Annotated in this window: 11 protein-coding genes and 1 tRNA gene; 11 read left to right on the top strand and 1 reads right to left on the bottom strand. The window is 63.1% G+C overall.

What is annotated here, in order from left to right; all coding sequences use genetic code 11:
* The 10 genes from HV783_RS28380 to rpoC form a co-directional block, all read left to right on the top strand.
* The coding region (locus HV783_RS28380) for an EF-Tu C-terminal domain-related protein (protein ID WP_128829795.1) at window positions 1-111 on the top strand (111 nt) is incomplete at its 5' end.
* A 164-nt stretch (window positions 112-275) separates the two neighbouring features.
* Window positions 276-351: transfer RNA gene (locus HV783_RS28375), tRNA-Trp, on the top strand.
* Window positions 352-415: 64 nt separating this feature from the next.
* Complete coding sequence (gene secE, locus HV783_RS28370; protein ID WP_006389585.1) at window positions 416-796, top strand: preprotein translocase subunit SecE; 381 nt, start codon at window positions 416-418, stop codon at window positions 794-796.
* Between the two features lie 9 nt (window positions 797-805).
* Entirely contained in the window at window positions 806-1,339 is a 534-nt protein-coding gene (gene nusG / locus HV783_RS28365) for a transcription termination/antitermination protein NusG (RefSeq protein ID WP_006389586.1), read from the top strand.
* 61 nt (window positions 1,340-1,400) lie between these two features.
* A complete protein-coding gene (gene rplK / locus HV783_RS28360; protein WP_006389587.1) occupies window positions 1,401-1,832 on the top strand; it encodes a 50S ribosomal protein L11 in 432 nt (143 codons plus the stop codon).
* Between the two features lie 2 nt (window positions 1,833-1,834).
* Window positions 1,835-2,536, top strand: a complete 702-nt coding sequence (rplA, locus tag HV783_RS28355; protein ID WP_175190291.1) for a 50S ribosomal protein L1 — start codon at window positions 1,835-1,837, stop codon at window positions 2,534-2,536.
* Window positions 2,537-2,806: 270 nt separating this feature from the next.
* The gene (gene rplJ, locus HV783_RS28350; RefSeq protein WP_006389589.1) at window positions 2,807-3,331 is read left to right on the top strand and encodes a 50S ribosomal protein L10; all 525 of its coding nucleotides are present in this window, start codon (window positions 2,807-2,809) and stop codon (window positions 3,329-3,331) included.
* Between the two features lie 81 nt (window positions 3,332-3,412).
* On the top strand, window positions 3,413-3,793 hold the full coding sequence (gene rplL / locus HV783_RS28345; RefSeq protein ID WP_006389590.1) for a 50S ribosomal protein L7/L12: 381 nt from the start codon (window positions 3,413-3,415) through the stop codon (window positions 3,791-3,793).
* Window positions 3,794-3,956: 163 nt separating this feature from the next.
* On the top strand, window positions 3,957-8,069 hold the full coding sequence (gene rpoB / locus HV783_RS28340; RefSeq protein WP_020925808.1) for a DNA-directed RNA polymerase subunit beta: 4,113 nt from the start codon (window positions 3,957-3,959) through the stop codon (window positions 8,067-8,069).
* Window positions 8,069-12,313 carry a DNA-directed RNA polymerase subunit beta' gene (rpoC, locus tag HV783_RS28335; RefSeq protein WP_054504550.1) on the top strand — a complete coding sequence of 1,415 codons (4,245 nt, stop codon included), beginning with the start codon at window positions 8,069-8,071 and terminating at the stop codon, window positions 12,311-12,313. Before rpoB ends, rpoC begins: the two co-directional genes overlap by 1 nt.
* Before the next feature lie 111 nt (window positions 12,314-12,424).
* On the opposite strand, the gene HV783_RS28330 is transcribed toward rpoC, so the two are convergent.
* Entirely contained in the window at window positions 12,425-12,820 is a 396-nt protein-coding gene (locus HV783_RS28330; RefSeq protein WP_054504551.1) for a TssQ family T6SS-associated lipoprotein, read from the bottom strand.
* A 157-nt stretch (window positions 12,821-12,977) separates the two neighbouring features.
* Between HV783_RS28330 and HV783_RS28325 the strand changes: the two genes are divergently transcribed.
* A partial coding sequence (locus HV783_RS28325; protein ID WP_254604083.1) for a serine/threonine-protein kinase occupies window positions 12,978-13,907 on the top strand: 930 nt, incomplete at its 3' end.

The raw sequence follows: 13,907 nt of genomic DNA, 5'->3' as shown, positions 1-13,907 counted from the left end.
ATGACCGTCAAGCTGCTGGCCCCGATCGCCATGGAAGAAGGCCTGCGTTTCGCCATCCGTGAAGGCGGTCGTACCGTCGGCGCCGGCGTCGTCGCCAAGATCCTGAAGTAAGCAATACCCGGATGGGTAGAGTGGGCTCTCAAGCCCCTCTATCCATCTTTGCTGTAAAAGTAGTATGATGTATGGTTCCGCAAGCCGCTACACATGGTAGTGGCTTGATAGATGAAGCGGAACGATGAAAGTGCAGTGCACGTGAGTGCGAATGTGAGTGTTTTAGGGGCATAGCTCAATTGGCAGAGCGTCGGTCTCCAAAACCGAAGGTTGTAGGTTCGATTCCTACTGCCCCTGCCACCGCCAGGATAAACCCGCGGGAGATCATCGCGAGTTACGCATTCACGGCGGCTCGCGTCGCAATATGTCTAATACCAGCGTAGAAACCGTAACCAGTACCGCCGACCGGGTCAAGCTCGGGCTGGCGGTTCTTGTCGTTATTGCTGGCATCGTCGGGTTTTCCGTGCTCAGCGCACAACCGATGCCTGCTCGTATCGGCGTCTTTGTCGGTGGCCTCGTGATCGCGGCCGTGATCGCCTGGTTCAGCGAGCCGGGGCGCCGCACGCTGAGCTTTGCCAGCGAGTCCTACAACGAAGTCAAGCGTGTCTCGTGGCCCACCCGCAAGGAAACGACCCAGATGACGGGCATCGTTTTCGCGTTCGTGGCGGTCATGGGCATTTTCATGTGGGTGCTCGACAAGGGCATCGAATGGATTCTCTACGGCCTGTTGTTGGGCTGGAAATAAGGACGGCGAATGAGTAAGCGTTGGTATGTCGTCCATGTGTACTCCGGCATGGAAAAAAGCGTACACAAGGCCCTGAACGAGCGCATCGAGCGCGCGGGCCTGCAAACGTCTTTTGGCCGCATTCTTGTGCCCTCCGAGGAAGTCGTCGAGGTCAAGGGTGGCCAGAAGTCGATCACCGAGCGCCGCATTTTCCCCGGTTACGTCCTGGTTGAAATGGACCTGACCGACGAAACGTGGCACCTGGTCAAGAACACCAACCGCGTCACCGGCTTTTTGGGTGGCTCGGGCAATCGTCCGACCCCGATTTCCGAAAAGGAAGTCGAAAAGATCCTCTCCCAGATGGAAGAGGGCGTCGAGAAACCCCGCCCCAAGATCCTGTTCGAAGTGGGCGAGATGGTTCGGGTCAAGGAAGGTCCGTTTGCGGACTTCAACGGCAACGTCGAAGAAGTCAACTACGAAAAGAGCAAGGTTCGCGTGTCTGTCACGATCTTCGGTCGTGCCACCCCCGTCGAACTGGATTTCAGCCAGGTCGAAAAGACCTGATTTCAACCCCCGGGGAGCCCTGGCCGCGCGCTAGGGCGATATAACCCGCAAGGAGCAAAGCATGGCGAAGAAGATCGTCGGCTTTATCAAGCTGCAAGTGCCGGCTGGTAAGGCTAACCCCTCCCCCCCGATTGGCCCGGCCCTGGGTCAGCGTGGCCTGAACATCATGGAATTCTGCAAGGCGTTCAACGCCAAGACCCAAGGCATGGAGCCTGGTCTGCCGATTCCGGTGGTGATCACCGCTTTCGCCGACAAGAGCTTCACCTTCATCATGAAGACCCCGCCCGCGACGGTCCTCATCAAGAAGGCCGCCGGCGTGCAGAAGGGTTCGTCCAAGCCGCATACCGACAAGGTCGGCACGCTGACCCGCGCGCAAGCTGAAGAAATCGCCAAGGCCAAGGGCCCCGATCTGACCGCCGCTGATCTGGACGCCGCCGTCCGCACGATCGCTGGCAGCGCCCGCAGCATGGGCATCACGGTTGAGGGGATCTAATCATGGCAAAACTGAGCAAGCGCGCCGCCGCCATTGCGCAAAAGATCGACCGCACCAAGCTGTACCCGGTCGCCGAAGCCCTGACCCTGGTCAAGGAAACCGCTGTCGCCAAGTTCAACGAATCGATTGACGTGGCCGTGCAACTGGGCATCGACCCGAAGAAGTCGGACCAACTGGTCCGCGGCTCGGTCGTGCTGCCCGCCGGTACCGGCAAGTCGGTCCGCGTCGCCGTGTTCGCCCAAGGCGACAAGGCTGAGGCCGCCAAGGCCGCTGGCGCCGACATCGTCGGCCTGGACGACCTGGCCGACCAGATCAAGGCCGGTCAGATGGACTTCGACGTGGTCATCGCCTCGCCCGACACGATGCGTGTTGTCGGCGCCCTGGGTCAGATCCTGGGCCCGCGTGGCCTGATGCCGAACCCGAAGGTCGGCACCGTGACCCCCGACGTCGCCACCTCCGTCAAGAACGCCAAGGCCGGTCAGGTTCAGTACCGCACCGACAAGGCCGGCATCATCCACGCCACGATCGGCCGCGCGTCGTTCGGCGTGGAACAGCTGCAAACCAACCTGGCCGCGCTGGTCGACGCCCTGCAAAAGGCTCGTCCCGCCGCTGCCAAGGGCATCTACCTGCGCAAGCTGGCCGTTTCGTCCACGATGGGCGGCGGTGCGCGCGTGGAAATTGCCTCGCTGTCGGCTACCAACTAAGCCAACAGTTGTAAACGTACTTTGGGCCGCATCCGGATTCCTCCGGATGCTGCTGTCAAAGACCGCTGGAGCAGGTCAGCGCGAAGGTTCTCCTTCCGCTGGAAGCAGTACCCTCGCTGCCCCGCTTAATCCCGAAGCTCGCAAAGTTCGGATCCAGCGTAGACGGCGTCCCCAGGAAGATTTCTTTACCCGAAGAACTCGACCAGGCGCCGCATTCGGTTGACGCGCAAGGCTCCGGCCCCAGGCGTCTTTTGATGGAGTGTTCAAACCGTGAGTCTCAATCGTCAAGAGAAAGCGGTGGTAATCGAGGAAGTCTCGGCCGAAGTGGCCAAGGCGCAATCGATTGTTATCGCCGAGTACCGTGGTCTGGACGTCGCCTCTGTCACCGTACTGCGCAAAACTGCGCGTGAATCGGGCGTGTATCTGCGTGTTCTGAAGAACTCGCTGGCCCGTCGTGCTGTTGCCGGCACGGCTTTCGAGCCGTTGGCCGAGCAACTGACCGGTCCGCTGATCTATGGCATCAGCGCTGACCCGGTTACGGCGGCCAAGGTCCTCGCAGGTTTCGCGAAAAGCAACGACAAGCTGGTCATCAAGGCGGGCGCTCTGCCCAACAGCCTGCTGAACCAAGAAGGCGTGAAGGCTCTGGCCACCATGCCCTCGCGCGAAGAGTTGCTGTCGAAACTGCTGGGCACCATGCAAGCCCCCATCGCGCAATTCGTGCGTACGCTCAACGAAGTTCCGACCAAGTTCGCCCGTGGCCTCGCCGCCGTGCGCGACCAGAAGGCCGCGGCTTAATCCCCGCCCTTCACGGAAATTCGCTGAACGACCGAGCGACACCCAAACCCTGGCATTACCCAATATTTGGAGTTCTTAAAAATGGCACTTAACAAAGCTGAAATCCTTGACGCCATCGCTGGCATGACCGTGCTCGAACTGTCCGAGCTGATCAAGGAAATGGAAGAGAAGTTCGGCGTGTCGGCTGCTGCCGCCGCTGTGGCCGTGGCCGCTCCGGCCGCCGGTGGCGCTGCCGCCGCTGCTGAAGAGCAGACCGAGTTCACCGTTGTCCTGGCTGAAGCCGGCGCCAACAAGGTTTCCGTCATCAAGGCCGTGCGCGAGCTGACCGGTCTGGGCCTGAAGGAAGCCAAGGACCTGGTCGACGGCGCGCCGAAGCCCGTCAAGGAAGGCGTTGCCAAGGCTGACGCCGAAGCCGCCAAGAAGAAGCTGGAAGAAGCTGGCGCCAAGGTCGAAGTCAAGTAAGACCTGCGTCAATTTGCCCGGGGACAGCGCAATTTGCCGTCCCCGGGCTTTTGCGTTTCCAGGAAACCCCTGCTGGGGTCATGCCCTTTCCAGAGGGGTTTCCTGGAGTCGTATCACCTGGGGCCGTGGTTGACGGCCCATGCAACCTCGAGTCGGAGTGCTCATGCCTTACTCGTACACCGAAAAAAAGCGCATCCGCAAAAGCTTCGCCAAGCGTGAAGACGTTCAAAACGTTCCCTTCCTTTTGGCGACTCAGCTTCAATCCTACCTAACTTTCCTGCAGGCGGATACCGCCCCGTCCGATCGCGTAGCCGACGGTTTGCAGGCGGCGTTTTCGTCGATTTTCCCGATCGTTAGTCACAACGGTATGGCGCGCTTGGAGTTCGTGAGCTATGTGCTCGGCGAACCGGTGTTCGATGTCAAGGAATGTCAGCAACGTGGCCTGACCTATGCCTCGCCCCTGCGAGCCAAGGTCCGCCTGGTGCTGCTTGACCGCGAAGTCAGCAAGCCCACCGTCAAGGAAGTGAAGGAACAGGAAGTCTACATGGGCGAAATTCCGCTCATGACGGGCACCGGTTCGTTCGTCATCAACGGCACCGAGCGTGTCATCGTCTCGCAGCTGCACCGCTCGCCCGGCGTGTTCTTCGAACACGACCGCGGCAAGACGCACAGCTCGGGCAAGCTGCTGTTCTCGGCCCGCGTGATTCCCTACCGCGGCTCGTGGCTGGACTTCGAATTCGACCCCAAGGACATCCTGTTCTTCCGCGTCGACCGTCGCCGCAAGATGCCTGTCACGATCCTGTGCAAGGCCATCGGCATGACGCCGGAATCAATCCTGGCCAACTTCTTCGACTTCGACAACTTCGAGTTGAAGAGCGAAGGCGCCATGATGGAATTCGTGCCCGAGCGCTGGAAGGGCGAAATGGCCCGCTTCGACATCGCGGACCGCTCCGGCAAGGTCATCGTCGAAAAAGACAAGCGTATCAACGCCAAGCATCTGCGCGACCTGGCTGCCGGCGGCATCCAGCGCATCTCCGTGCCGGAAGACTTCCTGTACGGCCGCGTGCTGGCCAAGAACATCGTTGACGCCGATACCGGCGAAGTCATCGCCAACGCCAACGACGAGATCACCGAAAGCGTGCTGGGCGCCCTGCGCGCCGCCAACGTGCACGACATCCAGACGCTCTACACGAACGACCTGGATCGCGGCCCGTACATCTCGCAGACGCTGCGCACCGATGAAACCGCCGACCAGATGGCCGCGCGCGTTGCCATCTACCGCATGATGCGTCCTGGCGAACCGCCCACCGAAGAAGCGGTGGAAGCGCTGTTCCAGCGCCTGTTCTACAGCGAAGAAACGTACGATCTGTCGCGCGTCGGCCGCATGAAGGTCAACAGCCGTCTGGGCCGTGGTGAAGACATCACCGGTCCGATGACGCTGACCAACGAAGACATCCTTGAAACCATCAAGGTGCTGGTCGAGCTGCGTAACGGCCGTGGCCAGATCGACGACATCGATCACCTGGGCAACCGCCGCGTGCGTTGCGTCGGCGAACTGGCCGAGAACCAGTTCCGCGCCGGCCTCGTGCGCGTCGAACGCGCCGTCAAGGAACGTCTGGGCCAGGCCGAGACCGAAAACCTGATGCCGCACGACCTGATCAACTCCAAGCCGATCTCGGCCGCCATCAAGGAGTTCTTCGGTTCGAGCCAACTTTCGCAGTTCATGGACCAGACCAATCCGCTGTCGGAAATCACGCACAAGCGTCGTGTTTCCGCACTGGGCCCGGGCGGTCTGACCCGCGAGCGCGCCGGCTTCGAAGTCCGTGACGTGCACCCGACCCACTACGGCCGCGTCTGCCCGATCGAAACGCCGGAAGGCCCGAACATCGGCCTGATCAACTCCATGGCGCTGTACGCTCGCCTGAACGAGTACGGCTTCCTGGAAACGCCTTACCGCAAGATCGTCGACGGCCGCGTCAGCGACCAGATCGACTACCTGTCGGCCATCGAAGAAAGCCACTACGTGATCGCGCAGGCCAACGCCGCGCTCGATGACGAAGGCAAGTTCGTGGACGACCTGGTGGCTTGCCGTGAAGCCGGCGAAACCATGCTGACCGCTCCGGCCAACGTGCACTACATGGACGTGGCCCCGTCGCAGATCGTGTCGGTCGCCGCTTCGCTGATTCCGTTCCTGGAGCACGACGACGCGAACCGCGCGCTGATGGGCGCCAACATGCAACGTCAGGCCGTGCCTTGCCTGCGTCCGGAAAAGCCGGTCGTGGGTACGGGTATCGAGCGCACCGTGGCCGTTGACTCGGGCACCACCGTGCAGGCGCTGCGTGGCGGCCTGGTCGACCACGTCGACGCCGAGCGCGTGGTGATCCGCGTGAACGACGAAGAAAACGTCGCCGGCGAAGTCGGTGTCGATATCTACAACCTGATCAAGTACACGCGTTCCAACCAGAACACGAACATCAACCAGCGTCCCATCGTCAAGCGCGGCGATCGTGTCGCCAAGGGTGACGTGCTGGCCGACGGCGCATCGACGGACCTGGGCGAACTCGCCCTGGGCCAGAACATGCTGATCGCGTTCATGCCCTGGAACGGCTACAACTTCGAAGACTCGATCCTGATCTCCGAAAAGGTCGTGGCCGATGACCGCTACACCTCGGTGCACATCGAGGAACTGACGGTTGTCGCTCGCGATACCAAGCTGGGTCCGGAAGAAATCACGCGCGACATCAGCAACCTGGCCGAGACGCAACTGAACCGCCTGGACGATTCGGGCATCACGTACATCGGCGCCGAAGTCAGCGCCGACGACGTGCTGGTCGGCAAGGTCACGCCCAAGGGCGAGACCCAACTGACGCCGGAAGAAAAGCTGCTGCGCGCCATTTTCGGTGAAAAGGCGTCCGACGTTAAGGACACCTCGCTGCGCGTGCCTTCGGGCATGACCGGCACCGTCATCGACGTGCAGGTGTTCACGCGCGAAGGCATCGTGCGCGACAAGCGCGCCCAGTCCATCATCGACGATGAACTGCGCCGCTATCGCCAGGACCTGAACGACCAGTTGCGCATCGTTGAAAACGACCAGTTCGACCGTATCGAGAAGATGCTGGTCGGCAAGACCGTCAACGGCGGCCCGCGCAAGCTGGCCAAGGGCGCCACGATCACCAAGGCTTACCTGGCTGATCTGGACCGCTGGCAGTGGTTCGACATCCGCCTGGCCGACGAGCCCCACGCCGTGGTGCTGGAGCAGGCCAAGGAATCGCTCGAGCAGAAGCGTCACCAGTTCGACCTGGCCTTCGAAGAGAAGCGCAAGAAGCTGACGCAGGGCGACGAGCTGCCCCCGGGCGTGCTGAAGATGATCAAGGTCTACCTGGCCGTGAAGCGTCGTCTGCAGCCTGGCGACAAGATGGCAGGCCGTCACGGCAACAAGGGCGTGGTCTCGCGCATCACCCCGGTGGAAGACATGCCGCACATGGCTGACGGCACGCCGGCCGACATCGTTCTGAACCCGCTGGGCGTGCCCTCGCGGATGAACGTGGGCCAGGTGCTGGAAGTGCACTTGGGCTGGGCTGCCAAGGGCGTGGGTCACCGCATCGCCGACATGCTGCGCGACGAGCGCACCGCGCAGGTCAAGAACGTCCGTGCTTACCTGGACAAGGTCTACAACACGACCGGCACCGGCGCGCGCATCGACGAGCTGACCGACGAAGAAGTCATGGAAATGGCCCAGAACCTCAAGAACGGCGTGCCGTTCGCGACGCCCGTCTTCGACGGCGCGACCGAAGAGGAAATCACCAAGATGCTGGAACTGGCCTATCCGGACGACGTCGCCAAGCGCATGGCCCTGACGCCCTCGCGCACGCAGGCGTGGCTGTACGACGGCCGCACCGGCGAGAAGTTCGAGCGTCCGGTCACCGTCGGCTACATGCACTACCTGAAGCTGCACCACTTGGTCGACGACAAGATGCACGCGCGTTCGACCGGCCCGTACTCGCTCGTGACCCAGCAGCCGCTGGGCGGCAAGGCGCAGTTCGGTGGCCAGCGTTTCGGGGAAATGGAAGTGTGGGCGCTGGAAGCCTACGGCGCCGCCTACACCCTGCAGGAAATGCTGACGGTGAAGTCCGACGACATCACCGGCCGCACCAAGGTATACGAAAACATCGTCAAGGGCGATCACGTCATCGATGCCGGCATGCCGGAATCGTTCAACGTGCTGGTCAAGGAAATCCGCTCGTTGGCCCTGGACATGGATTTGGAGCGTAACTAATGAAAGCGCTACTCGACCTCTTTAAGCAAGTCTCGCAAGACGAGCAATTCGATGCCATCAAGATCGGCATCGCCTCGCCCGAGAAGATCCGTTCGTGGTCCTACGGCGAAGTTCGCAAGCCCGAGACCATCAACTACCGCACGTTCAAGCCCGAGCGTGACGGTCTGTTCTGCTCCAAGATCTTCGGCCCGATCAAGGACTACGAGTGCCTGTGCGGCAAGTACAAGCGCCTGAAGCACCGTGGCGTGATCTGCGAGAAGTGCGGCGTTGAAGTTACCGTTGCCAAGGTTCGCCGTGAACGCATGGGCCACATCGAGCTGGCCAGCCCCGTCGCGCACATCTGGTTCCTGAAGAGCCTGCCGTCGCGTCTGGGCATGGTGCTCGACATGACCCTGCGCGACATCGAACGCGTCCTGTACTTCGAAGCCTGGTGCGTGATCGAACCCGGCATGACGCCGCTCAAGCGCGGCCAGATCATGTCGGACGACGATTTCCTGGCCAAGACCGAGGAATACGGCGACGACTTCCGTGCCCTGATGGGCGCCGAGGCCGTGCGCGAACTGCTGCGCACCATCGACATCGACCGCGAAGTGGAAACGCTGCGCGGCGAACTGAAGGCCACCAGCTCGGAAGCCAAGATCAAGAAGATCTCCAAGCGCCTGAAGGTGCTGGAAGGCTTCCAGAAGTCCGGCATCAAGGCCGAGTGGATGGTCATGGAAGTGCTGCCCGTGCTGCCGCCGGACCTGCGTCCGCTGGTGCCGCTGGACGGCGGCCGCTTCGCGACCTCCGACCTGAACGACCTGTACCGCCGCGTCATCAACCGCAACAACCGTCTGAAGCGCCTGCTGGAGCTGAAGGCCCCTGAAATCATCCTGCGCAACGAAAAGCGCATGCTGCAGGAAGCCGTCGACTCGCTGCTGGACAACGGTCGTCGCGGCAAGGCCATGACCGGCGCCAACAAGCGCCAGCTCAAGTCCCTGGCCGACATGATCAAGGGCAAGAGCGGTCGTTTCCGTCAGAACCTGCTGGGCAAGCGCGTCGACTACTCGGGCCGTTCGGTCATCGTGGTGGGTCCGCAGCTCAAGCTGCACCAGTGCGGCCTGCCCAAGCTGATGGCCCTGGAACTGTTCAAGCCGTTCATCTTCAATCGCCTGGAGATGATGGGCCTGGCCACGACCATCAAGGCCGCCAAGAAGCTGGTGGAAAGCCAGGAACCGGTGGTCTGGGACATCCTGGAAGAAGTCATCCGCGAACACCCGGTCATGCTGAACCGTGCGCCCACGCTGCACCGTTTGGGCATCCAGGCGTTCGAGCCGGTCCTGATCGAAGGCAAGGCCATCCAGTTGCACCCGCTGGTCTGCGCGGCGTTCAACGCCGACTTCGACGGTGACCAGATGGCCGTCCACGTGCCGCTGTCGCTGGAAGCCCAGCTCGAAGCGCGCACGCTGATGCTGGCGTCGAACAACGTGCTGTTCCCGGCCAACGGCGAACCGTCGATCGTGCCGTCCCAGGACATCGTGCTGGGTCTGTACTACACGACGCGCGAGCGCATCAACGGCAAGGGCGAAGGCATCTTCTTCACCGACGTCGCCGAAGTGCAACGCGCTTACGACAACGGCGAAGTGGAGCTGCAAAGCCGCATCACCGTGCGCCTGAAGGAACACGAGCGTGACGAGAATGGCGAATGGCAGCCGGTGATCCGCCGCCACGAAACCACCGTCGGCCGCGCGCTGCTGTCCGAGATCCTGCCCAAGGGCCTGCCCTTCACCGTGCTGAACAAGGCGCTGAAGAAGAAGGAAATCTCGCGCCTGATCAACCAGTCGTTCCGCCGTTGCGGCCTGCGCGACACGGTGATCTTCGCCGACAAGCTGATGCAGTCGGGCTTCCGCCTGGCCACCCGCGGCGGTATCTCCATCGCCATGGGCGACATGCTGATCCCGTCGGCCAAGGAAGGCATCCTGGCCGAAGCCAGCCGTGAAGTGAAGGAAATCGACAAGCAGTACTCGTCGGGTCTGGTCACGTCCCAGGAACGCTACAACAACGTGGTGGACATCTGGGGCAAGGCCGGCGACAAGGTCGGCAAGGCGATGATGGAGCAACTGGCCACCGAACCCGTGATCAACCGTCACGGCGAGGAAGTACGCCAGGAATCGTTCAACTCCATCTACATGATGGCTGACTCGGGCGCCCGCGGTTCGGCCGCCCAGATCCGCCAGTTGGCCGGCATGCGCGGCCTGATGGCCAAGCCGGACGGCTCGATCATCGAGACGCCCATTACCGCGAACTTCCGTGAAGGCCTGAACGTGCTTCAGTACTTCATCTCGACTCACGGCGCGCGTAAGGGTCTGGCCGACACGGCACTGAAGACCGCGAACTCGGGTTACCTGACCCGCCGTCTGGTCGACGTGACGCAGGACCTGGTGATCACCGAGGACGATTGCGGCACCTCGCAGGGCTACAACATGAAGGCCCTGGTGGAAGGCGGTGAAGTCATCGAGCCGCTGCGCGACCGCATCCTGGGCCGCGTGGCCGCCATCGACATCGTCAATCCGGACACGCAGGAAACGGCGATCACCGCCGGCACCCTGCTGGACGAAGACATGGTCGACATGATCGACCGCATCGGCGTGGACGAAGTCAAGGTCCGCACGCCGCTGACGTGCGAAACGCGCCATGGCCTGTGCGCGCACTGCTACGGCCGTGACCTCGGCCGCGGCACGCCGGTCAACCAGGGCGAAGCGGTCGGCGTCATCGCCGCCCAGTCCATCGGTGAACCGGGCACGCAGCTGACGATGCGTACGTTCCACATCGGTGGCGCGGCGTCGCGTTCGGCCCTGGCCAGCGCGGTGGAAACCAAGTCCAGCGGCGTGGTCGGCTTTGCCAGCACCATGCGCTACGTCACCAACGCCAAGGGCGAACGCGTCGCGATTTCGCGCTCGGGCGAACTGGCGATCTTCGACGACAACGGCCGCGAACGCGAACGCCACAAGATCCCGTACGGCGCGACCGTGCTGGTGGGCGATGGCGAGGCCGTGAAGGCCGGCGCGCGCCTGGCGACGTGGGATCCGCTGACCCGTCCGATCGTGTCGGAATACGGTGGCGCCGTCCGCTTCGAGAACATCGAAGAAGGCGTAACCGTGGCCAAGCAGGTGGACGAAGTCACCGGCCTGTCGACGCTCGTCGTCATCACGCCCAAGACCCGTGGCGGCAAGATCGTCATGCGTCCGCAGATCAAGCTGGTCAACGAGAACGGCGAAGACGTCAAGATCGCCGGCACCGATCACTCGGTGAACATCTCGTTCCCGGTCGGCGCGCTGATCACCGTGCGTGACGGCCAGCAGGTTGCCGTGGGTGAAGTCCTGGCGCGTATCCCGCAGGAATCGCAAAAGACCCGCGACATTACCGGTGGTCTGCCGCGCGTGGCCGAGCTGTTCGAAGCCCGTTCGCCCAAGGATGCCGGCATGCTCGCCGACGTCACCGGCACGGTCTCGTTCGGCAAGGACACCAAGGGCAAGCAGCGCCTGGTCATCACCGACCTGGAAGGCGTCAGCCACGAGTTCCTGATTCCGAAGGAAAAGCAGGTGCTGGTGCACGACGGCCAGGTGGTGAACAAGGGCGAAATGATCGTGGACGGCCCGGCCGATCCCCACGACATCCTGCGCCTGCAGGGCATCGAGAAGCTGGCGACCTACATCGTCGACGAAGTGCAGGACGTGTACCGTCTGCAGGGCGTGAAGATCAACGACAAGCACATCGAAGTGATTGTTCGTCAGATGCTGCGCCGTGTGAACATCGTCGATGCGGGCGATACCGAGTTCATCCCGGGCGAGCAGGTCGAGCGCTCCGAGCTGTTGAACGAGAACGACCGCGTCAACGCTGAAGACAAGCGTCCGGCCACGTACGAAAACGTGCTGCTGGGTATCACCAAGGCCTCGCTGTCGACCGACTCGTTCATCTCGGCCGCCTCGTTCCAGGAAACCACGCGTGTCCTGACCGAAGCCGCCATCATGGGCAAGCGCGACGACCTGCGTGGCCTGAAGGAAAACGTCATCGTCGGCCGCTTGATCCCGGCCGGTACCGGCCTGGCGTACCACCATGCCCGCAAGGACAAGGAAGCCCTGGAGGCCGCGGAACGCGAAGCCGCCCGCCAGTTGGCCAACCCGTTCGAAGACTCGCCGGTCACGGTGGGCTTGGACGCCGATGCCCCGTCGTCCGACCTGGGCAGCGAGGACGCCGCCGAATAAGGGCGACGTCCGGTGCACCCCCCGCGCAGGCCCGGCGGGGGAGGCCAGAAGCAAAAAGGCCGCTGATGCGAATCAGCGGCCTTTTTTTGTCTGCGCGGCGGGGCGCTGACGCTACTTGGCGGCCTGGTTCTTGGCGCGCTGGAATACCGGGCCCCAGACCGGATGGCCGGCTTCGTTCGGCGCCAGTTCGAAGGCGGGATCCAGTTGCAGGATACGGCTGAAGCTGTCTTCGCAAAGTTGCGGATACTTGCTGACGCAGTAGCTGAACGCCTGCAGCTTGTAGGCCTCGATGCGCACGGCCTTGCTGGAGCCGGCCAGCTCGTCGGACCTGGCTACCCGGCGGATGACCTCGCCGTAGTGCCCGGCGCTATATTGGTCACGAACCTGTTGCAACTGTTCCAGCGCCTCGGGCGTGGGCGGATGGTCGGGCTGGGCGACCGGAAGGCCGGAACAGCCGGCCAGGGCGAACGATAATCCGAGCAAACTGCCGAGCAGGCGAATTTTCATGGGCTTTCATCTAGGTGGGGGAATTTGACGATACGCTATCGTGCCACAGCCTGATGCGCTCCGACATTTTCGGCAATGTCCTGGCGTAACGGATTGGATAATATTCCGCCTATCTGCCCTTAACCCGTTTTCGCGCCCCTTGCGCAGTATGTTGAACATGTCCTCACCCGCCGGCCTGCACACGCCGCGCAGCCCTTTTTCAGGTGCCGCGCCGCTCGCGTTGCGCCCCTTGAGCGCCATCGCCGCCAGTGCGGCGGGCGGAGTGCCGGAAACCCGCATCAAGCGGTTGTTGTCGGATCTGCTGCCTTCGCTGATGGGCCTGCATGCGCAAGGCGAAATATGCGGCGACATCTCGCTGGATACGGTGGGCATGGACGAAGGCGCGCGTGCGCACCTGTTGCCGGAGCTGTCGGTGCCCCGCTCGCGCCGCTCGGGGCTGACGCCCGTGCCGGGCTTTGCCCCGTTCGAGCTGTACACGGATTCGGCCGAATGGCCGCGCGGCCCGTGGACAGACGTCTACGCGCTCTGTGCGGTGATGCACGCACTGGTGATCGGGCTGCGCCCGCCGCCGGCGCCGGAGCGCCGCGCCACGGACAGTTACGAGCCCCTGGCATCGCTGGGCCTGACGAAATACAGCCCGGCGTTCCTGAACGCGATCGATCGTGGCCTGGCCATGCTGCCGGCCGACCGACCGCAGACCCTGGGGGAGCTGGCCGCCCTGCTGGACATCGCGGTCTACGTGGACGAGTCGCCCGCCGCGCCGGAAACGGCCGCGGCCGAGGTGGTGGCCGTGCCGGCCGCGCCTGCGGCAGTGGCCGCCAAGCCGCGCGGCGGCGGCCGGCCGCTGCTGTTTCTGCTGTTGTTGGTGGCGCTGATCGGGGCCGGCGCGTACGCCTGGATCCGCTCGGGGCTCGGCACCGGCAATGCCCTCATTACCCGTTCCGAAGTGGTGCAGCCGAATCCGCCGGCGGCGCCTGTTGCGCCACCCGCAGCCAGCCCCGCGGCTCCCGCCGCCGAACCGACGCCGCCACAGTCGGCTGCGCCCGCGCCGCAGGCCGTCCTGCCCGATACGCCCGCACCGGACGCG

Origin of the sequence: Achromobacter dolens, assembly GCF_902859745.1 — a bacterium.
Classification (GTDB): Bacteria; Pseudomonadota; Gammaproteobacteria; order Burkholderiales; family Burkholderiaceae_B; genus Achromobacter; species Achromobacter dolens.
Note: the sequence above shows the minus strand (reverse complement) of the source record. Positions and strands in the feature narration are given on the sequence as shown.

Excerpts from the sequence above, each read along its gene's own strand:
- secE (WP_006389585.1), top strand. The coding sequence starts at position 416 with ATGTCTAATACCAGCGTAGAAACCGTAACCAGTACCGCCGACCGGGTC.
- nusG (WP_006389586.1), top strand. The coding sequence starts at position 806 with ATGAGTAAGCGTTGGTATGTCGTCCATGTGTACTCCGGCATGGAAAAA.
- rplK (WP_006389587.1), top strand. The coding sequence starts at position 1,401 with ATGGCGAAGAAGATCGTCGGCTTTATCAAGCTGCAAGTGCCGGCTGGT.
- rplA (WP_175190291.1), top strand. The coding sequence starts at position 1,835 with ATGGCAAAACTGAGCAAGCGCGCCGCCGCCATTGCGCAAAAGATCGAC.
- rplL (WP_006389590.1), top strand. The coding sequence starts at position 3,413 with ATGGCACTTAACAAAGCTGAAATCCTTGACGCCATCGCTGGCATGACC.
- rpoB (WP_020925808.1), top strand. The coding sequence starts at position 3,957 with ATGCCTTACTCGTACACCGAAAAAAAGCGCATCCGCAAAAGCTTCGCC.
- rpoC (WP_054504550.1), top strand. The coding sequence starts at position 8,069 with ATGAAAGCGCTACTCGACCTCTTTAAGCAAGTCTCGCAAGACGAGCAA.
- HV783_RS28330 (WP_054504551.1), bottom strand. The coding sequence starts at position 12,820 with ATGAAAATTCGCCTGCTCGGCAGTTTGCTCGGATTATCGTTCGCCCTG.